This window comes from Agromyces sp. CF514 (genome assembly GCF_900113185.1).
Lineage (GTDB): Bacteria > Actinomycetota > Actinomycetes > Actinomycetales > Microbacteriaceae > Agromyces.
The window spans coordinates 2,749,325-2,769,014 of the sequence record NZ_FOZD01000001.1; the positions used below are offsets into that span (position 1 = coordinate 2,749,325).

The window sequence follows — 19,690 nt, forward strand, 5'->3', positions numbered from 1 at the left end:
CCTCCGGTGGTTCGGTTCAACACGGTCGGTACGTCGGTTCGTCGGGGGCTTCGGGGCGTCGTCGGTCGTCTGCTGATCGTCAGTGTGTCGTCGGCGTCGGGAGCGAGTCGGTGATCGGGGGCGTCGCGGGTTCGACCGGGTCGACGGCCACGGCCCCGCCGAGTCCAGCCCCCTGACCGCCCACGGGTGCAGTCTCCCCCGCCGGCTGCTCGGTCACGAGCGGCACGCCGCTGATCAGCGAATTGGGAACCAGGGCTGCGGATGCCGCGACCCCGCCGCCCGCGGCCGTCGGCTGGCCGAGCACGGCACCGTCGCTGAGTCGCAGGAACACCGGGTTCGCGTTCGGCACCATGCCGAGCGCCTCGGCGTTGCCGGCGAGGTACTGCGGGGACTGCACGCGGTCGAGGTCCTCTGCGAGCGTCTGCTGCTGCCGGGAGAGCTTCGCCTGGCTGAGCTGGTATCCGTCGATCTCGTAGGCGCCCTGGGTGACGGCGATCGACAGCATGAGCTGCGCGAGCGCGATGACCGCCACACCTCCCACCGCGATGACCGCGTAGGCGAGTCGCGGCTTCGACCTGGCTGCGCGATCGGGAGCGGGGCGCAGGACCTCGGGGATCCAGGCGCGCCGCCGGATCGGACTCGGTGCACTCTGCGCGGGAAGGGCGCTCACGTCGCACTCCTCACTCGCTCGGCCGCGCGCAGGCGCACGGGCTTGGCCCGGGGGTTCTCGGCCTGTTCGGCCTCGCTCGCGAGTTCGGCGCCACGCACCAGCAGCTTGAACTGCGGACGGTGCTCGGGCAGCTCCATCGGCAGGTCGGCGGGTGCCGACGAGGTCGAGGCGGCCTGCAGCACGCGCTTGACGATGCGGTCCTCGAGCGACTGGTACGCGAGCACGACGATCCGGCCCCCGACGCTCAACGCGTCGAGTGCGGCGGGCATCGCCCGCTGCAGCACCGACAGCTCCTCGTTGACCTCGATGCGCAGCGCCTGGAAGACGCGCTTGGCAGGGTGCCCCTGCCGCTGCACGGCCACCGGGGTCGCGTCGTGGATGATCGACACGAGCTCGGCGGATCGGAGGATCGGCTCGGTCTCGCGGGCCTTCACGATCGCCTTCGCGTATCGCCCGGCGAGCTTCTCCTCGCCGAAGTCCTGGAAGATGTGGCGGAGCTCGGTCTCGCTGTAGGTGGCGATGATGTCGGCCGCCGTGCGTCCGGTCGTGCCGTCCATGCGCATGTCGAGCGGCGCGTCCTTCGAGTACGCGAACCCGCGCTCGGCGCGGTCGAGCTGCAGCGACGAGACGCCGAGGTCGAAGAGCACGCCGTCGACCTCGTCGAATCCCTCGGAGGCGATCGCGTCGAGGATGCCGTCGTAGACCGTGTGCACGAATCGTGCGCGGTCGCCGAAGCGGGCCAGGCGTTCGCGCGCGATCGCCAGTGCGTCGGTGTCGCGGTCGAGGCCGATCACCGTGAGCGACGGGAAGCGCTCGAGCATCGCAGCCGTGTGGCCGCCCATGCCGAGCGTCGCGTCGACGACGACCGCGCCGTCGCGTCCGAGCGCCGGCGAGAGGAGCTCGAGCGTGCGCTCGAGCATGACGGGTGTGTGGATGCGTTCGATGTCCATGATGCCTCCGGGATCGTGTCCGACGGATTCCGATGCCCATCCGTTCGTCCTGTTGCGGGGAAGTGCAGCAGGCGCGTACGGCTGGGAGTCGCAACCCGTCGGGCTAGAAGAGCCCGGGAATCACCTCCTCCGCCGTCTCTGCGAAGGCCGCCTCCTGTTCGGCGAGGTACGTCTGCCACGCCGTGGCATCCCAGATCTCGACCCTGCTGCCCGCACCGATGACCGCGAGGTCTCGGCCGAGGCCCGCATAGCTGCGAAGCGCTGCTGGGACGGTGACCCGGTGCTGCTTGTCGGGGGTCTCCGCTGAGGCGCCCGACAGGAAGACGCGCATGTAGTCGCGCGCCTGCTTGCTCGTCACGGGGGCTTGGCGGATCTTCTCGTTCATCTGCTCGAACTCCCTCGCGCTGAACACGTAGATGCAGCGCTCCTGCCCGCGCGTGAGCACGAGACCGGTCGAGAGTTCGTCCCGGAATTTGGCCGGAAGAATGACGCGGCCCTTCTCGTCGAGCTTCGGCTCGTAGGTCCCGAGGAACACCGCACCACCCCCTTTCCTCCGACCAGGATCCAGGTAGCCCCACTTTACTCCACTCCCATCCCCCAGACAACGACAGGCCGACGATCGATGAGAAATCGGTGCCTCGAACCCCCGGAAGGACGGGGATTCCGGGCGTGGAGGAGGGTGGAGGGATATGCGCGCGTCGAGGAGGAATCACGTCGTCCGCGCGCCCTGAACGCGCCGGATGCCGCCTTCAGCCGCGCGTCGTCAGCGCCGCCGACGACCGGGAGGACCGCCGATCAGCACGATCTCGCCGGAGGGCGCACGAAAAACGGGCCGATCCGAAGATCGACCCGTCGACGGTGGAGGAACGTGGAGGACTAGTCGCCGCGCTCCTGGCGGCGGTCCCATCGTTCGTTGAGGCGGTCCATGAACCCGGCGGACTGGCCGCCCTGGGGCTTGCCGGACTTCGATGCGCCCTCCTCGGGCGCCGGAGCGGCTGCCCCGCGCTTGCCGGGCGTGATGGCCACGAGCACGCCGGCGAACATCATCGCGAAACCGATGATGCCGACGATGAGCATCTGCAGCGCCACCCCTGCGATCAACGCACCGGCGCCGACCACGGCGAGCAGGACACCGAGCACGATCGCTCGGTAGTTCGGGCGTCGCCCACGGCCTCCCCCGACCGCATGTACGAAGTCCGCATCGTTGCGGTAGAGGTTCCGCTCCATCTCCTCGAGAAGACGTTGCTCCTGCTCTGAAAGCGGCATCTCTTTCCCCTCAGGCTCGGGACCGACGCATCCGTGGCCATTCTAGCGCCGCGCGGCCTCGGTAGGCTAGGCGGGTGGCTCAAGGTTCTCGACTCGTCGATCTGGTTCAAGCGCGCATCGATGGGTTCGTCGACGAGCGCAGCACCATTCTCCGCTCGATCACGACCGAGCTGGCGCCGCTCGACCAGTTCTCAAGGCGCTTTCTCAGCGGGGGCAAGCGCTTCCGGGCACTGTTCTGCTACTGGGGCTGGGCGGCCGTGGTCGGGCAGGGATTCGACCCGTTCGGAGGCGAGGCGGAACGCGACGCGTTCCCGGTCGTCTCGGCCGCCTCGGCGCTCGAGGTGTTCCACGCGGCGGCCCTCGTGCACGACGACATCATCGACAACTCCGACACCCGCCGCGGAGCCCCGGCCGCGCACCGACTGTTCGAGGCGCTGCACGCCGAGGCAGGCTGGCTCCGCAGCAGCGACGAGTTCGGACGCGCGTCGGCGATCCTCCTCGGGGACCTGCTGCTCGGGTGGAGCGACGAGCTGCTCGACGAGGGCCTCGACGCGCTCCCCGATCGCGTCGCCGCACGGGCCGCTCGCGCGGAGTTCGTGCGTATGCGCACCGAGGTGACCGCCGGCCAGTACCTCGACATCCTCGCCGAGCAGTCCTGGCACACGCGTCGCGACGACGAGCAGCGCGCGACCGCCGAACGCGTCATCACCTACAAGGCCGCGAAGTACTCGGTCGAGTCGCCCCTCGCGCTCGGCGGGCTCATCGGCGGCGGCACGGCGGCGCAGATCGACGCGCTGCGCGCGTTCGGGCTGCCGCTGGGCATGGCCTACCAGCTGCGCGACGACCTCCTCGGCGTGTTCGGCGACCCCGCGGTCACCGGCAAGCCGAGCGGAGACGACCTGCGCGAGGGCAAGCGCACCATGCTCGTCGCGATCGCGCGCGAGCGGCTCGCGCACGGCCCGCGCAACCTGCTCGACGAACTGCTCGGCGACCCCGAGCTCAGCGAGGCCCAGATCCGGATGCTGCAGCGCACCATCACCGAGACCGGCGCGGTCGACGAGATCGAGTCCATGATCGCCGCCGAGGTCGGTCAGGCCCGGTCCGCGCTCGAGGACGCGCCGCTGAGCGCCGCGGCTCGCACCGAGCTCGCCTCGCTCGCGACGACCGTCAGCCGCCGCAGCAGCTGATCAGGCGAGCGCCTGGGCGACGCGCCGCACTTCGGCCTTGCGTCCGGCGAGCAGCGCCGCGATGGGCGAGACGCCCAAGCTGTCGTCTTCGTTCAGCAGCCAGTCGAGCGCCTCGGCGTCGCTGAACCCGCCGTCGCCGAGCACCATGATCGTGCCGTGGAGCTCGGGCAGCGGGTGGCCGTCCTTGATGAACACGGCGGGGACCTTGAGCACGCCGTCGATGCGGGCGGCGAGCAGGTGCCGGTCGTCGATGAGCCGACGCACCCGGCTGGGGGTCGAATCGAAGAGCTCGACGAGGTCGGGCACGGTCAGCCACTCGGTCGCGGTCGGATCGGTCGAAGTCGCATCGGTCACCGCTCCAGCCTAGCCAGAGCGCCCATCGACGCGGTACCCGCCGATCGATGCACGCACGCCGCGCTGCCGGTTCCGCGGACGGCTCCGACGGACACGCGCGCATGTCGTTGACACGTCCACCCTGCTGTGGAACGGTGTCGCCAAGCCGATGGGGGTCGGACGAGGGGGCGACATGACGAACCGCGACGCAGCGGTCGAGGGGGAACCGGGCGGCACCGGCGCGCCCGCCACCAGGCGGGAGCTCGCCCGCGCACGGCGACCGCGCGGCATCCGTCGACTGACCACTTTGCCGATCGCGATCGTCGGCACCATCGCGGTGTCGCTCGGCATCGTGCAGCCGGCGGAGGCCGCCCCGCAGACCCCGAAGCGCCTGGCAAAGGACCGTGCGACCGGCGCCGACGTGCGCCGCACGGCGGTGGCCGCGGCATCCGCTCCCCCGGCCGAGGTCGTCGTGGCCGAGGGCGACACGGTGAGCGGCATCGCCGAACGCTACGGGCTCGCGACCGCCGAGGTGCTGGCCGCGAACGGGCTCGGATGGTCGAGCCTCATCTTCCCCGGGCAACGACTTGCGCTGCCCGGGGCGTCGACGCCCGTGGCCCCGAAACCAACCGCCCAACCCGACATCCGTCGCCACACGGTCGCCTCCGGCGACACGATCAGCGGCATCGCGGCGCGATACGGTCTCGACACGGCCCAGGTGCTGAGCGCGAACGGGCTGAGCGCGTCGAGCCTCATCTTCCCGGGCGAGCAGATCGTGCTGCCGAACGCGATCGGGACGACGGATGCCGCGGCGCAGGCTGCGGCTCCTGCTCCCGCGCCGGGTCCTGCTCCTGCTCCTGCTCCTGCTCCTGCTCCAGCGCCGGCGCCCGCGGAACCCGTCGCGGCCGAACCCGTCGCGCAGGTGCAGCCCGAGGCGGATCGGCCCGCCACGCTCACCGACGAGATGCGCACGAACGCGCAGGTCGTGATCGATGTCGGCAGGTCGCTCGGCGTGCCCGACGCCGGCATCGTGGTGGCCCTCGTCGCAGCCGCACAGGAGAGCGGCCTGAGCGACGTGGACTCCGGCGACCTCGATTCGCTCGGACTGTTCCAGCAACGGCCGAGCCAGGGCTGGGGAACGGTCGAGGAGGTCTCCGACCCCGCCCACGCCGCGCGATCCTTCTACGGCGGACCCGACGGCCCGAACGTCGGCCGCGCCCCCGGCCTGCTCGACGTCGAGGCATGGGACGCCATGCCCGTGGCCGCCGCGGCTCAGGCCGTGCAGAAGTCGGCCCATCCCGAGAAGTACGCGAAGTGGGAGCGGGCGGCGCGCGCCTGGCTCGCGGAACTCGGCTGAGGCCGTCGCCCCGGCCCGACCGCCTCCCGCTGACCCCTCGGGTCGCATCACGAAGCGGTTTCGATCGCCGGGCGCACGGTGTGTAGTCAGCAAGAGGCATGAACGAGTTCGTACACTCGTCTGGTGACCACTGCGCCCGCCGACCCCATGATCGGACGTCTCATCGACGGCCGGTATCAGGTGCGCTCGCGCATCGCGCGCGGAGGCATGGCCACGGTGTACCTCGCGACCGACCTCCGGCTCGAACGGCGCGTCGCGATCAAGATCATGCACGGCCACCTCGCCGACGACAACACGTTCAAGACGCGCTTCGTGCAAGAGGCGCGTTCTGCCGCACGACTGGCTCACCCCAACGTCGTCAATGTGTTCGACCAGGGCCAGGACTCCGACATGGCCTACCTGGTCATGGAGTACCTGCCCGGCATCACGCTCCGCGACCTCCTGAAGGACTACAAGAAGCTGACCCCCGAGCAGACCGTCGACATCCTCGACGCCGTGCTCGCCGGGCTGGCCGCCGCGCACAAGGCCGGCATCGTGCACCGCGACCTCAAGCCCGAGAACGTGCTGCTCGCCGACGACGGCCGCATCAAGCTCGGCGACTTCGGGCTGGCGCGGGCCGCGAGCGCGAACACCGCAACGGGCCAGGCCCTGCTCGGCACCATCGCCTACCTCTCCCCCGAGCTCGTCACCCGCGGCATCGCCGATGCCCGGAGCGACATCTACGCCGTCGGCATCATGGTCTACGAGATGCTCACCGGAGAGCAGCCCTACGTGGGCGAGGCGCCCATGCAGATCGCCTACCAGCACGCCAACGACCAGGTGCCCATGCCGAGCGCCAAGAATCCCTCGGTGCCCGTCGAGCTCGACGAGCTCGTGCTCTGGTCGACGTCGCGCGATCCGGAGGCACGCCCTCGCGATGCCAAGGACATGCTCGACCGGCTCCGGCAGATCGAGCCGGCAGTCCGGGGCGGCCAAGCCCACGTGACGCAGGCGACGACCGTGCTCATCGGTGCAGGGTTCGGGGCATCCGCGATGGGCAGCCCGACGGCCGCGACCACCGTGCTCTCCGGCGCGATCGCGCCACCGAGCCCGCTCGCGCCGCCCGAGTTCCCGCCGTCCGACGCCGACGGCGACGGCCCCGACGCGGCAGCCCTCACCGCCGCCGCGTCCCGACGACGTCGACGCGGCTACTGGCTGCTCGCACTCGTGCTGCTGCTCGCCGGAGTCGCCGGCGGCGCCGGGTGGTACTTCGGCGCCGGTCCCGGTTCCTACGCGACCGTGCCCGAGATCGTCGACACCGCGCCCGCCGACGCCGAGGCGGCGCTCGTCGACGCCGGATTCACGGTCGAGCAGGCCGAACGTGCCGACCCCGAGGTCGCCGCAGGCAAGGTCTCGGGCAGCGATCCAGCGCCCGGCGAGCAGGCGCAACGCGGGTCGAAGGTCACGATGTACGTCTCGACGGGGCCCGCGATCATCGCCGTCCCCGACGTGGTCGGCGCCGCCGAGGCCGACGCCCGTACCCAGCTCGCCCGGTTCGCGGTCGCGGAGAAGTCGATCGAGCAGTTCTCGGGCGACGTGCCGAGCGGTTCGGTCATCGCGGTGCTCACCTCCGAGGGCGAACCCGTGCCCGGCGAGTACCCCGAGCGGGGCAAGCTCAGCCTCGTGGTCTCAGTCGGCCCCGTGCCGCCGGTCGAGGGCGACCTCGCGACCGACGCCGAGGCCGAGCTCACCGCGGCCGGCCTCACGGTCGAGTACGCCGAAGCCGTGTTCGACGACGCCGTGCCGAAGGACCACGTGAAGACCGCCGACTGGACCGAGGACCCCATGGTCCCCGGTTCGAAGGTCGTGCTCACGGTGTCGAAGGGTCCCGATGTCGTCGCCGTGCCCGACGTCGTCGGCCTGAACTGGGCGGAGGCCGGGCCCCTGCTGCGCGACGCCGGCTTCGAGCTCGACTACAACATCATCGCCGACGTCGCCCCCGCGGCGTTCGTCGTCTCCAAGACGAGTCCCGCGGCGACCGACGACCCCCCGCGCCGCGGTTCGACCGTCACGGTCAACTTCTCGGGCTTCTGAGCCCGGCTGCCGGCAGCCGGTCCGGAGAGACGCATCCCTGGTCCGGCACGCGGCTCCAGGCTGTCCGCGGCTCGGGGCGAGGGTCTCGGGCAAGGGGGCCGCTGCGCGCTCTCGCGTCCGGCCGACCGACGACGAAGGGCGCGGGCATCCGAGGATGCACCGCGCCCTTCGCGAGCCCGATCAGCGAGCCGACAGCTCCTCGGCCACCAGGAACGCGAGCTCGAGCGACTGCATGTGGTTCAGGCGAGGGTCGCAGAGCGACTCGTAGCGCGTGGCGAGGGTCGCCTCGTCGATGTGCTCGGAGCCGCCGAGGCACTCGGTGACGTCGTCTCCGGTGAGCTCGACGTGGATGCCGCCGGGGTACGTGCCTGCAGCGCGGTGCGCCTCGAAGAAGCCCTTGACCTCGTCGACGACGTCGTCGAAACGACGCGTCTTGTAGCCGTTCGGCGTGGTGATGCCGTTGCCGTGCATCGGGTCGGTGACCCAGAGCGGCGTGGCATCGCTCGCCTTGACGGCCTCGAGCAGCGGCGGCAGGCCGTCGCGGATCTTCGAGGCGCCCATGCGGGTGATGAAGGTGAGGCGGCCGGGCTCGCGGTTCGGGTCGAGCTTGTCGATGAGCTCGAGCATCGTCTCGGGCGACGTCGTCGGGCCGAGCTTCACGCCGATCGGGTTGCGCACCCGCGACAGGAAGTCGACGTGCGCGCCGTCGAGTTCGCGCGTGCGCTCGCCGATCCAGATGAAGTGCGCCGACGTGTCGTACGGCGTGCCCGTACGCGAGTCGATACGCGTCATCGGGCGCTCGTAGTCCATGAGCAGGCCCTCGTGGCCGGTGTAGAACTCGGTGTGCTTGAGCGCCTCGAAGTCCGCGCCGCACGCGTCCATGAATCGCACGGCACGATCGATGTCGCGCGCCATGGTCTCGTACCGGGCGTTCGCCGGGTTCGCGGCGAATCCCTGGTTCCAGGAGTGCACCTGCCGCAGGTCGGCGAAGCCGCCCTGCGTGAACGCGCGGATGAGGTTCAGGGTCGACGCGGCCATGTGGTAGCCGCGCACGAGCCGGGCCGGGTCGGCGTTGCGCGACTCGGGCGTGAAGTCGTAGCCGTTCACGATGTCGCCGCGGTAGGCGGGCAGCGTGACGTCGCCACGGGTCTCGGTGTCGCTCGATCGGGGCTTGGCGAACTGCCCTGCCATGCGGCCCATCTTGACGACCGGCATCGACGCGCCGTACGTGAGCACGACGGCCATCTGCAGCACGGTCTTCACGCGGTTGCGGATCTGGTCGGCCGTGGCGCCCGCGAAGGTCTCGGCGCAGTCTCCGCCCTGCAGCAGGAACGCCTCGCCGCGCGAGGCCGCGGCCAGGCGGTCGCGCAGGTTGTCGACCTCGCCAGCGAACACCAGCGGCGGCAGCGAGGCGAGCTCGGCGGATGCCGCAGCGGCCGCGACGGCGTCTGGCCACTGCGGCTGCTGCTTGATCGGCAGTGTGCGCCAATAGTCGAGGCCGTCGATCACGGAGGGATCTGCATTGACGACGGGCTCGACGAGCTGTACCACGGGTATGTCCTGAGGGGTTCGGGGCGCTGTTGCGCCGTGAAATGACGATCGGCGACGCGAGCGCGCCACCGCAGATCGAGCCTACCCCGATTGCGCGGCCCGCTGCTCGCGCACCGAGCTGGCGTACACGTCGACGTACTGCTGCCCGCTCAACGCACGGAGCGAGTGCACGAGCTCGTCGGTCACGGACCGCAATACGAAGCGGTCGCCTTCGAGCCCCTCGAAGCGCGTGAAGTCGATCGGCGGTCCGATGATGATGCCGATGCGGCGCACCTTCGGCAGGCGCGTGCCGATGGGCATGACCTTCTCGGTGTCGATCATGGCCACCGGGATGACCGGCACACCCGCCTCGAGCACCATGCGGGCGACGCCCGTGCGACCGCGGTACAGCCGGGCGTCGGGGCTGCGGGTGCCCTCGGGGTAGATGCCGAGGATGCCCCCGCCGCCGAGCACGCGGAGTCCGGTCTCGAGCGACGCCTCGGAGGCCTTGCCGCCCGAACGGTCGATCGGCAGCTGGCCGGCGGCCTGGAAGAACATCTTCGTCGCCCAGCCCTTGAGTCCCTTGCCGGTGAAGTACTCGCTCTTCGCGAGGAACACGACCGGACGGTCGACGATGAGCGGCAGGAAGATCGAGTCGATGAACGACAGGTGGTTGCTGGCGAGCACCACGGGGCCGTCCTTCGGAACGTGCTCGAGCCCGACGACCCATGGCCGGAAGATCGCGAGGAGGATCGGTCCGACCACGATGTGCTTCATGATCCAGTAGAACACCGCGCCGTGTCTCCTTCCGCTCGACCGCTCAACCCTACCGCCGCTGGGGTTCAGGCGTGCTCGGCCGCCCAGACGCGCGCGAGGTCGGCGGCGCCGACGACGCCGGCGTCGTTGACGAGCTCCGCGATCACGAAATCGGGCTCGGGGTGGTAGCCGCGCGCCGGGAGGTGCTCGAGGAAGGCCTCGCGGATCGGGCCGAGCAGCAGCTCGCCCGCCGCAGCGACGCCGCCGCCGAACACGAAGCGCTGCGGGTCGAGCACTGCGGAGATCGACGCCGCGGCCTCTCCGAGCCAGTGTCCGAGCTGTCGCAGCGCCGCGATCGCTCCGGGATCCTCGGCCTGGATCATCTCGCCGACGATGCGGCCGTCGAGCGCGCCGTTCGCCTCGCGGGCGCGCGCCAGCTGCAGGCCGATGCCACCGGCATCCGCGATCTCGTTGGCCATGCGGAGCAGTGCGCGGCCGGAGCCGTACATCTCGATGCACCCGCGCTGCCCGCACCCGCAGGGCAGGCCGCCCGGGACCACGCGCAGGTGGCCGAGCTCTGCGCCAGCGCCGAATCCGCCGCGGAACAGGTGGTCGCCCGCCACGATCGCCCCGCCGACGCCGGTGCCGATCGTCAGCATGACCATGTCGCTCACCATGCGGCCCGCTCCGAAGCGGAACTCGGCCCACCCGGCCGCGTTCGCGTCGTTGTCGACGACGACCGTCGCGCCGACCCTGGCCTCGAGCTTCGCCCGGAACGGCTCGTTGCGCCAGTCGATGTTCGGCGCGTAGTAGACCGTCGACTGCGCGGCGTCGATGAACCCGGCGGCGGCGACGCCGACCACGACCTCCTCGGTCGCGCCGTCGGCGAGCGTGCGGATCATCTCGACGACCGCGTCTTCGAGGAGCTGCGCGTCGCCTGCGGGTGTCGGCACCCGTTCGCTGCGGACGATGCCGCCGGCCTCGTCGACCACCGCTCCCGCGATCTTGGTTCCGCCGATGTCGATGCCGATCGCGTGCACGCTGGAGCGCCTTTCCGTTGGGCTTCGGGGAGGGGTGCTGGCCGCACGGCCGCTGAGATCCGAGGGCAACCACTAGAGTGTAGTGGACCCGGACGTGTCCCTACCCGCGCTCGGACGCCCCCCGCTCGACCCCGGTGCCGAAGGAGCTACCGTGATTCAGTTCGATACCCCCGTCGTGGTTCCCGCCGATCCCGAAGCGAACGCAACCGACCTCCTGGTCCAGCGCGTCGCGGCGACCCCCGACTCCGTGCTGTTCTCCCTGCCGACCGCCGACGGCGGCTGGTCGCCCGTGACCACGCGGGAGTTCTACGACCAGGTCATCGCCCTCGCCAAGGGCTTCGTCGCCGCCGGCATCCAGCCGGGCGACAAGGTCGGCCTCATGAGCAAGGTGCGCTACGAGTGGACCCTCATCGACTTCGCGATGTGGTTCGCCGGCGGCATCCTGGTGCCCGTCTACGAGACGAACTCGCCCGCGCAGGTGCGCTGGAGCCTCAGCGACTCCGGCGCCATCGCGGCGATCCTCGAGACGCCCGACCACTTCACCCGCTTCGACGAGGTGCACCCCGACCTGCCCGCGATCCGCAACACCTGGCAGATCGACCTCGGCGACCTCGACAAGCTCGCCGCCGCCGGCGTCGACGTGCCCGACGAGGAGATCGAGCGCCGCCGCAACCTCGCGGTCGGCTCCGACATCGCAACGCTCATCTACACGTCCGGATCCACGGGCAAGCCCAAGGGCTGCGTGCTGACGCACTCGAACTTCGTCGAGCTCTCCCGCAACGCGGGTGTGGCGCTCTCCGACGTCGTGGCCGACCCGAACGGCGCCTCGACGCTGCTCTTCATCACGACCGCGCACGTCTTCGCGCGCTTCATCGCGGTGCTGAGCGTGCACGCCGGCGTGCGCGTCGGGCACCAGGCCGACACGAAGCAGCTCCTGCCGTCGCTCGCGAGCTTCAAGCCGACCTTCCTCCTCGCGGTGCCCCGGGTGTTCGAGAAGGTCTACAACGTCTCCGAGCAGAAGGCCGAGGCCGGCGGCAAGGGCAAGATCTTCCGCGCCGCGGCCGAGACCGCCGTCGCGTACTCGACGGCGAAGGAAGCCGGCACCGCCATCCCCCTCGGCCTGAAGCTCAAGTTCAGGCTCTTCGATGCGCTCGTGTTCTCGAAGCTCCGCGAGGCCATGGGCGGCAACGTCAAGTACGCCGTCTCGGGCTCCGCCCCGCTCGGCCCGCGTCTCGGCCACTTCTACCACGCGCTCGGCATCACGATCCTCGAGGGCTACGGCCTCACCGAGACCACCGCTCCGGCGACGGTCAACCTCACGACCCGGTCGAAGATCGGCACCGTCGGCCCCGCGCTGCCGGGCGTCTCGGTCCGCCTCGCCGACGACGGCGAGATCCAGGTCAAGGGCATCGACGTCTTCAAGGAGTACTGGAACAATCCCGAGGCGACCGCCGAGGCGTTCGACGGCGAGTGGTTCAAGACGGGCGACCTCGGTTCGTTCGACGACGAGGGCTTCCTCACCATCACGGGCCGCAAGAAGGAGATCATCGTCACCGCCGGCGGCAAGAACGTCTCCCCCGCGATGCTCGAGGACCCCATCCGCGCGAACCCGCTCATCGGCCAGGTCGTCGTCGTCGGAGACCAGAAGCCGTTCATCTCGGCCCTCATCACGCTCGACCCCGAGATGCTGCCCGTGTGGCTGAACAACAACGGCGAAGACGCCGCCATGTCGGTCGAGGAGGCCGCGCTGAACCCGGCCGTCCTCGCAGAGGTGCAGCGTGCGATCGACGTCGCGAACGACCATGTGTCCCGCGCCGAGTCGATTCGCAAGTTCGCGATCCTCCCGGGCGAGCTCACCGAGGCGAGCGGTCACCTCACGCCGAAGCTCAGCATCAAGCGCAACGTGATCCTCCAGGACTTCGCGAGCCAGATCGAAGGCATGTACTCCGGCGCCCCCGCCACCGAGGGGCACTCGATCATCCGCTGACGATCGGGCGACGAACGGGCAAGGGCCTCGCGGAGACATCCGCGAGGCCCTTGCCCGTTGCGCCGTGCCCGGCGATCAGAACCAGTCGGACTCGCGCACCGCGCGCATCGCGGCACGGCGCTCGTCCTTCTCGAGGCGGTCGAGGTAGAGCAGCCCGTCGAGGTGATCGCACTCGTGCTGGAGCGCCTGCGCCATGAGCCCCTCGCCCGAGAGCTCGATCTCGTTGCCGTCGAGGTCGATGCCGCGAACCCGCGCGAACGGGTAGCGCGGCGTCTTCTGCCAGAGGCCCGGCACCGAGAGGCAGCCCTCGTCGATGAGCTCGAGGTCGCCGGATGTCTCGACGACGACGGGATTGATGATGTAGCCGACCTCGCCGTCGACGTTGTAGCTGAAGGCCCGCAGGTTGACGCCGATCTGCGACGCGGCGACGCCCGCGCGCCCGGGCACCCGGACGCTGTCGAGCAGGTCGGTCACGAGCGAACGCACGCGCTCATCGACCTGTTCGACGGGTGCTGACACGGTCTTCAATACGGGGTCGCCGAACAGGCGAATGGGTCGTTCCGGCAATGCCGCTCCGTTTCAATGGCCGCCGCGGTCTACGGGCAGCCCCTCCACGACGAGCGCGGCGAGCTCGCGTGCGGCGTGACGCGTGACGGGACGCAGCTCGTCCCAGTGCACCACGGATCCGGCGGCCAGTTGGGGGTCGTACGGGATGCGCACGATCTCGCGGACCCGCGACTGGAAGTGCGCCTCGATCTCGTCGACCTTGACCAGGTGCGTTCCCTGCGTCGCGAGGTTGATCGCGACGATGGCGTTGCGCACGAGTTCGCCGAAGCCGTTCGCCTCGAGCCAGGTGAGCGTCTCGGAGGCGAGTCTGGCCTCGTCGACACTGCCCCCGGAGACGATCACGATCGAATCGGCTCGCTGCAGGGTGGCGCGCATGACGGAGTGGACGATGCCGGTGCCGCAGTCGGTGAGCACGAGCGAGTAGTAGCGCGCTGCGAGCCCGGCGACGACGTTGTAGTCGTCATCGTTGAACGCCTCGGAGAGCGTCGGGTCGGTGTCGGACGCGAGGATGTCCAGACGGGTCTCGTCACGGGACACGAAGGCCGAGAAGTCGGTGTAGCCGCCGATGGACGACGCCCGGGTGACGACGTCGCGCACGGTCTCGCGTGTCTGGCGGTCGACCCGCTCGGCGAGCGTGCCACGGTCGGGGTTCGCGTCGATCGCGATGACGCGGTCGTCGCGAGCGTCGGCCAGGGCCATGCCGAGCAGCGTCGTGATGGTCGTCTTGCCGACGCCGCCCTTGCGCGTGAGCACCGGCACGAACCGGGCTCCGCCGTCGAACCGGCGCTGGATGCGGGCGCTCAGTTCCTTGTAGGCGCGCGCCTTGGCGGAGTCGCCGAGGTTGACGAGGTGCAGCGACGCCTCGTAGACGAAGCGGTTGAAGCCGCCGTGCGGCGCCGGTCTCGTCGTGCGGTTGAGGTCGATGAGGCGGTCGGCGGTGAGGGACTCCGACGTCTCGGGCACCTCGGCAGGAGTCGCGGCATCCGTCGGCACGTCGACGATGGCGACATGGCTGCCGGTGTCGGTGCTGACCCGCTCGCGACGCAGTCGAGAGGCGTCGGCGGCGAGCAGTGCGCCGTAGGGCGACGGGTCGGCGTGGGCTCCGGATCGGGCGGCAGCGCCGGCGAGAGGGGGCGTGATCACCTCGACCGAGGTCGTCGTCGGACCGGCGACGAGTCCGCCGGGGTCGACGGCGACATCGTCGATCGCCACGGCGACTTCGTCGTCGGGCATGATCGGGCGCGGCGACGGCGGAAGGTCGACCCTGATGTTCAGGCTGTCGGGAACGGCCGATGCAGCGTGTGCGCCGCCCGATGCGTCGAGGACCGATCGATCCATCGCCGTCGTGCGACCACCCTCACGCCTCGACCCCGCGACATCTTCTCCCCTGTTGTCAGCCACCGATAACCCCTCCTCAGTGCGAACGTGAGCTCACGTTACCGTGAGCTCACGCTCAGCCTACAGCGGTCGGACCACCGCGAGCAGGTCACCGGCCTCGACCTGCTGGGTCTTCGGGATGGCGACGCGCTCGACGACGCCCGCGACGGGCGACGTGATGGCGGCCTCCATCTTCATGGCCTCGATCGACGCGATGCTCTGTCCGACGGCGATTTCGGCGCCGGGTTCGACCTGCAGCGTGACGACGCCCGAGAACGGCGCGGCGATGTGCCCGGGCTGCGATGCGTCGGCCTTCTCGGCCGCGCGCGTGTCGACCTCGATGCCGCGATCGCGCACGAAGACGGGCCGGAGCTGGCCGTTCAGGATGGTCATGACGGTGCGCATGCCCTTGTCGTCGGCCTCGCCGATGGCCTCGAGGCCCGCGTAGAGGCGAACGCCGCGGTCGATCTCGACCACGTGCTCCGAGCCCTGACGCAGCCCGTAGAGGTAGTCGAGCGTGTCGACGGCCGACAGGTCGCCGAAGAGCTCGCGGATCTGCTCGAACTGACGCGTCGGCGCCGGGAAGAGCAGGTTGTTCAGCATCGAGCGACGCGTGACGCTGTCGGCGCCGAGCGCCTGGACCTGCTCGTCGGTGAGCTCGGTGACGCCGATGCGCACGTCGCGGCCCGCGAGCACCTTGGTGCGGAACGGCTCGGGCCACCCGCCGGGGAGGTCGCCGAGCTCGCCGGCCATGAAGCCGATGACGGAATCGGGGACGTCGTACTTCTCGGGGTTCGCGGCGAAGTCGGCCGGGTCGGCGCGGACCGCCGCGAGGTGCAGGGCAAGGTCGCCGACGACCTTCGACGACGGCGTCACCTTCGGCACGCGGCCGAGGATGGCGTCGGCTGCCGCGTACATGTCCTCGATGAGCTCGAAGTCGTCGGCGAGGCCCAGCGCGATCGCCTGCTGACGGAGGTTCGAGAGCTGTCCGCCGGGGATCTCGTGGTGGTAGACGCGACCCGTGGGGCCCGGCAGACCCGACTCGAACGGCTTGTAGACGCGGCGCACCGCCTCCCAGTAGGGCTCGAGGTCGGAGACGGCCTGCAGCGAGATGCCGGTGTCGCGCTCGGTGTGGGCGAGCGCGGCGACGAGCGAAGAGGCCGACGGCTGGCTCGTGGTGCCCGCCATCGGAGCGCTCGCGACGTCGACCGCGTCGACGCCCGCACGGCTCGCGGCGAGGAGCGTCGCGAGCTGGCCGCCCGCCGTGTCGTGGGTGTGCAGGTGCACGGGCAGGTCGAAGCGCTCGCGCAGCGCGGCCACGAGCTTCTCGGCGGCCGCGGGTCGCAGGAGCCCCGCCATGTCCTTGATCGCGAGGATGTGCGCGCCGGCAGCGACGATCTCGTCGGCCAGGCCCAGGTAGTAGTCGAGCGTGTAGAGGTCCTCTGCGGGATCGAGCAGGTCTCCCGTGTAGCACATGGCCACCTCGGCGACCGCGGTGCCGGTCGCGAGCACCGACTGGATCGCCGGGAGCATCTGGTCGACGTCGTTCAGGGCGTCGAAGATGCGGAAGATGTCCACGCCGGTCGCGGCGGCCTCGCGCACGAACGCGTCGGTGACCTCGGTGGGGTACGGCGTGTAACCGACCGTGTTGCGGCCGCGGAGCAGCATCTGGATGTTCACGTTCGGCAGGGCTTCGCGCAGGGCCGCGAGCCGCTCCCAGGGGTCTTCGCCGAGGAAGCGGAGTGCGACGTCGTAGGTCGCGCCGCCCCACGCCTCGACCGAGAGCAGCTCCGGGGTCATGCGCGCGACGTACGGCGCGACGGCGACGAGGTCCTTCGTGCGCACGCGAGTGGCGAGCAGCGACTGGTGGGCGTCGCGGAAGGTCGTGTCGGTCACGGCGAGCGGGGTCTGCGCGCGGAGCTCGGCGGCGAAGCCGACCGGGCCGAGCTCGAGCAGTCGCTGCCGCGAACCCGCCGGCGCCGGCGCCGCGAGGTCGATCGCCGGCAGCTTCTCGGCGGGGCTGACCGTCGTGGGCGCGGCGCCGTTCGGCTGGTTCACCGTGACGTCGGCGAGCCAGTTGAGGATCTTGGTGCCGCGATCCTTCGAGACGCGACCGCGCAGCAGCTGCGGACGCTCGTCGATGAACGACGTGCTGAGGTCGCCCGCGATGAATGCCGGGTCGTCGAGCACGGCCTGCAGGAACGGGATGTTCGTCGAGACGCCGCGGATGCGGAACTCGGCGAGGGCGCGACGGGCGCGTGCGACGGCGGCCGGGTAGTCGCGGCCGCGGCACGTGAGCTTCGCGAGCATCGAGTCGAAGTGGGGGCTGATCTGGGCGCCGGGGTTCACGGTTCCGCCGTCGAGGCGGATGCCCGCCCCGCCGGGCGAGCGGTAGGTCGTGATCCGGCCCGTGTCGGGCCGGAACCCCGCGGTGGGGTCCTCGGTCGTGATGCGGGACTGCAGCGCCGCACCGCGGAGGCGGATGTCGCCCTGCTCGAGTCCGAGCTCGGCGAGCGTCTCACCGGCGGCGATGCGGATCTGGGACTGCACGAGGTCGACGTCGGTGACCTCCTCGGTCACGGTGTGCTCGACCTGGATGCGCGGGTTCATCTCGATGAACACGTGCTGGCCCGCGCGATCGCCCGCCGTGTCGAGCAGGAACTCGACCGTGCCCGCGTTGACGTAGCCGATCGACCGGGCGAACGCGATCGCATCGCGGTAGAGCGACTCCCGCACGTCGTCGGAGAGGTTCGGCGCCGGCGCGATCTCGATGACCTTCTGGTGACGACGCTGCACCGAGCAGTCGCGCTCGAAGAGGTGCACGGTCTCGCCGGAGGCATCCGCCAGCACCTGGACCTCGATGTGACGGGGGCGCAGCACGGCCTGCTCGAGGAACATCGTCGAGTCGCCGAAGGCGCTGTCGGCCTCGCGCATGGCCTCTTCGAGCGCGGCGCGCAGGTCGTCCTTCGTGTTGACGCGGCGCATGCCGCGACCGCCGCCGCCCGCGACGGCCTTCGCGAAGATGGGGAAGCCGACCTCGTCGGACTGCGCGATGAGCGCCTCGATGTCGCGCGAGGGCGGGGTGGACTTCAGCACGGGCACGCCCGCGGCGATCGCATGCTCCTTCGCGGTGACCTTGTTGCCCGCCATCTCGAGCACCTGCTTGGGCGGCCCGATGAAGGTGATGCCCGCCTCGGCGGCGGCCTGCGCCAGCTCGGGGTTCTCGGACAGGAACCCGTATCCCGGGTAGATCGCGTCTGCGCCGCACTCGCGGGCCACGCGGATGATCTCCGAGACATCGAGGTAGGCGCGCACCGGATGCCCCGGCTCGCCGATCTGGTACGCCTCGTCGGCCTTCAGCCGATGCAGCGAGTTGCGGTCCTCGAAGGGATACACCGCCACCGTCTTCGCACCGAGTTCGACGGCGGCACGGAACGCCCGAATGGCGATCTCTCCGCGGTTGGCTACCAGAATCTTCGAGAACATGCAGGCCTTTCGGTGGGGGTTTCCGCACAGCGAACGTTTAGGTTTCGCCCAAGCAATAGAGGTAGCGTATCTGTTCGTGCACGTACTCAGCGTCAGTTCCCTCAAGGGCGGTGTCGGCAAGACGACCGTCACCCTCGGACTGGCGTCGGCGGCGTTCGCCCGCGGCGTCCGGACCCTCGTCGTCGACCTCGATCCTCAATCCGACGTGTCCACGGGCATGGACATCCAGGTCGCAGGCCACCTCAACGTGGCCGACGTGCTCGCCTCCCCGAAGGAGAAGATCGTCCGTTCGGCGATCGCTCCCAGCGGCTGGGCGCGCTCCAACCCGCAGTCCACGATCGACGTCATGATCGGCAGCCCGTCGGCCATCAACTTCGACGGCCCGCATCCGTCGATCCGCGACATCTGGAAGCTCGAAGAGGCCCTCGCGAACGTCGAGTCCGACTACGAGCTCGTGCTCATCGACTGCGCGCCCTCGCTGAACGCGCTCACGCGCACCGCGTGGGCCGCGAGCGACCGCGTCGCCGTCGTCACCGAGCCCGGCCTGTTCTCGGTCGCCGCCGCCGACCGCGCCCTGCGCGCGATCGAGGAGATCCGGCGAGGCCTCTCCCCCAGGCTCCAGCCGCTCGGCATCATCGTGAACCGCGCCCGCGTGCAGTCCCTCGAACACCAGTTCCGCATCAAGGAGCTGCGCGACATGTTCGGGCCGCTCGTGCTCTCCCCGCAGCTGCCCGAGCGCACGTCGCTGCAGCAGGCTCAGGGTGCGGCCAAGCCGCTGCACATGTGGCCGGGCGAGTCCGCCGAAGAGATGTCGGCGAACTTCGACCAGCTGCTCGAGCGGGTGCTGCGCACGGCTCGCATCGGCGACTTCGCCGGCGCCGCACCGTACGAGCTCGAGTCGCCGACGCTCTGATCCGGGCCCGGGTTCGCTGAACCCGGTCGCGCGGTGTTAGCTCGCGCAGGGCCAGTTCGCGCCGAGCGGGTTCGCATCGGCGAAGCCGCGGCGCGAGCCTCGAAGCCCGTCACCTCGAGCGACCGATGCAGAACCGATCGATGCAGCAAACGGATGCCGCGTGCAGAAGACGGGCAGAAGATCCCGTCGATGCGGGCG

At 70.5% G+C, this 19,690-nt stretch carries 16 protein-coding genes; 5 read left to right on the forward strand and 11 right to left on the reverse strand.

Features of this window, described 5'->3' with window-relative positions:
* Positions 1 to 79 precede the first annotated feature (79 nt).
* The 4 genes from BM342_RS12305 to BM342_RS12320 all read right to left on the reverse strand — a co-directional run bounded on the left by BM342_RS12305 (position 80) and on the right by BM342_RS12320 (position 2,886).
* Entirely contained in the window at positions 80 to 670 is a 591-nt protein-coding gene (locus BM342_RS12305) for a cell division protein FtsL (RefSeq protein WP_092966097.1), read from the reverse strand.
* Positions 667 to 1,620, reverse strand: coding sequence for a 16S rRNA (cytosine(1402)-N(4))-methyltransferase RsmH (gene rsmH, locus BM342_RS12310; RefSeq protein WP_092966099.1), 954 nt, complete (start codon positions 1,618 to 1,620; stop codon positions 667 to 669). The genes BM342_RS12305 and rsmH overlap by 4 nt, the downstream gene beginning before the upstream one ends.
* 103 nt (positions 1,621 to 1,723) lie before the next feature.
* Positions 1,724 to 2,155 carry a division/cell wall cluster transcriptional repressor MraZ gene (gene mraZ, locus BM342_RS12315; RefSeq protein WP_092966101.1) on the reverse strand — a complete coding sequence of 144 codons (432 nt, stop codon included), beginning with the start codon at positions 2,153 to 2,155 and terminating at the stop codon, positions 1,724 to 1,726.
* Positions 2,156 to 2,496: 341 nt separating this feature from the next.
* Positions 2,497 to 2,886, reverse strand: a complete 390-nt coding sequence (locus tag BM342_RS12320) for a DUF3040 domain-containing protein (RefSeq protein WP_092966103.1) — start codon at positions 2,884 to 2,886, stop codon at positions 2,497 to 2,499.
* Between the two features lie 74 nt (positions 2,887 to 2,960).
* On the opposite strand from BM342_RS12320, the gene BM342_RS12325 reads away from it, so the two are divergent.
* Positions 2,961 to 4,073 (forward strand): polyprenyl synthetase family protein, encoded by a 1,113-nt coding sequence (locus tag BM342_RS12325; protein WP_092966105.1) that lies wholly within the window; start codon positions 2,961 to 2,963, stop codon positions 4,071 to 4,073.
* Here the strand turns inward: BM342_RS12325 and BM342_RS12330 are convergent, their stop codons facing one another.
* Positions 4,074 to 4,427 carry an Rv2175c family DNA-binding protein gene (locus tag BM342_RS12330; RefSeq protein WP_092966107.1) on the reverse strand — a complete coding sequence of 118 codons (354 nt, stop codon included), beginning with the start codon at positions 4,425 to 4,427 and terminating at the stop codon, positions 4,074 to 4,076. It abuts the gene before it with no gap.
* A 172-nt stretch (positions 4,428 to 4,599) separates the two neighbouring features.
* Here BM342_RS12330 and BM342_RS12335 point away from each other — a divergent pair, with 172 nt between their 5' ends.
* Both BM342_RS12335 and pknB read left to right on the forward strand, forming a co-directional pair.
* Positions 4,600 to 5,763 carry a lytic transglycosylase gene (locus BM342_RS12335; RefSeq protein ID WP_092966109.1) on the forward strand — a complete coding sequence of 388 codons (1,164 nt, stop codon included), beginning with the start codon at positions 4,600 to 4,602 and terminating at the stop codon, positions 5,761 to 5,763.
* Positions 5,764 to 5,886: 123 nt separating this feature from the next.
* Positions 5,887 to 7,836: a Stk1 family PASTA domain-containing Ser/Thr kinase gene (gene pknB, locus BM342_RS12340; protein WP_092966111.1), complete on the forward strand. Its 1,950-nt coding sequence runs from the start codon at positions 5,887 to 5,889 to the stop codon at positions 7,834 to 7,836.
* Positions 7,837 to 8,016: 180 nt separating this feature from the next.
* Here pknB and BM342_RS12345 read toward each other — a convergent pair whose 3' ends face one another.
* The 3 genes from BM342_RS12345 to BM342_RS12355 form a co-directional block, all read right to left on the reverse strand.
* Entirely contained in the window at positions 8,017 to 9,387 is a 1,371-nt protein-coding gene (locus tag BM342_RS12345; protein WP_369823139.1) for a class II 3-deoxy-7-phosphoheptulonate synthase, read from the reverse strand.
* An 81-nt stretch (positions 9,388 to 9,468) separates the two neighbouring features.
* Complete coding sequence (locus tag BM342_RS12350) at positions 9,469 to 10,158, reverse strand: lysophospholipid acyltransferase family protein (RefSeq protein ID WP_092966113.1); 690 nt, start codon at positions 10,156 to 10,158, stop codon at positions 9,469 to 9,471.
* A 50-nt stretch (positions 10,159 to 10,208) separates the two neighbouring features.
* Entirely contained in the window at positions 10,209 to 11,162 is a 954-nt protein-coding gene (locus BM342_RS12355; RefSeq protein WP_092966115.1) for an ROK family glucokinase, read from the reverse strand.
* A gap of 151 nt (positions 11,163 to 11,313) precedes the next feature.
* Here BM342_RS12355 and BM342_RS12360 point away from each other — a divergent pair, with 151 nt between their 5' ends.
* The gene (locus BM342_RS12360) at positions 11,314 to 13,149 is read left to right on the forward strand and encodes an AMP-dependent synthetase/ligase (RefSeq protein ID WP_092966117.1); all 1,836 of its coding nucleotides are present in this window, start codon (positions 11,314 to 11,316) and stop codon (positions 13,147 to 13,149) included.
* 75 nt (positions 13,150 to 13,224) lie between these two features.
* Here BM342_RS12360 and def read toward each other — a convergent pair whose 3' ends face one another.
* The 3 genes from def to BM342_RS12375 form a co-directional block, all read right to left on the reverse strand.
* Entirely contained in the window at positions 13,225 to 13,716 is a 492-nt protein-coding gene (gene def / locus BM342_RS12365) for a peptide deformylase (RefSeq protein WP_092966119.1), read from the reverse strand.
* A gap of 12 nt (positions 13,717 to 13,728) precedes the next feature.
* Positions 13,729 to 14,949 carry a MinD/ParA family ATP-binding protein gene (locus BM342_RS12370; RefSeq protein ID WP_369823140.1) on the reverse strand — a complete coding sequence of 407 codons (1,221 nt, stop codon included), beginning with the start codon at positions 14,947 to 14,949 and terminating at the stop codon, positions 13,729 to 13,731.
* 225 nt (positions 14,950 to 15,174) lie between these two features.
* Positions 15,175 to 18,579, reverse strand: coding sequence for a pyruvate carboxylase (locus BM342_RS12375; RefSeq protein WP_092966124.1), 3,405 nt, complete (start codon positions 18,577 to 18,579; stop codon positions 15,175 to 15,177).
* Positions 18,580 to 18,655: 76 nt separating this feature from the next.
* Here BM342_RS12375 and BM342_RS12380 point away from each other — a divergent pair, with 76 nt between their 5' ends.
* Positions 18,656 to 19,492 (forward strand): ParA family protein, encoded by an 837-nt coding sequence (locus BM342_RS12380; protein ID WP_092966126.1) that lies wholly within the window; start codon positions 18,656 to 18,658, stop codon positions 19,490 to 19,492.
* Positions 19,493 to 19,690 lie beyond the last annotated feature (198 nt).

Bases quoted from the DNA above. Each gene is read 5' to 3' on its own strand.
- rsmH (WP_092966099.1), bottom strand. From the start codon at position 1,620: ATGGACATCGAACGCATCCACACACCCGTCATGCTCGAGCGCACGCTC.
- BM342_RS12320 (WP_092966103.1), bottom strand. From the start codon at position 2,886: ATGCCGCTTTCAGAGCAGGAGCAACGTCTTCTCGAGGAGATGGAGCGG.
- BM342_RS12335 (WP_092966109.1), top strand. From the start codon at position 4,600: ATGACGAACCGCGACGCAGCGGTCGAGGGGGAACCGGGCGGCACCGGC.
- BM342_RS12370 (WP_369823140.1), bottom strand. From the start codon at position 14,949: ATGCCCGACGACGAAGTCGCCGTGGCGATCGACGATGTCGCCGTCGAC.
- BM342_RS12375 (WP_092966124.1), bottom strand. From the start codon at position 18,579: ATGTTCTCGAAGATTCTGGTAGCCAACCGCGGAGAGATCGCCATTCGG.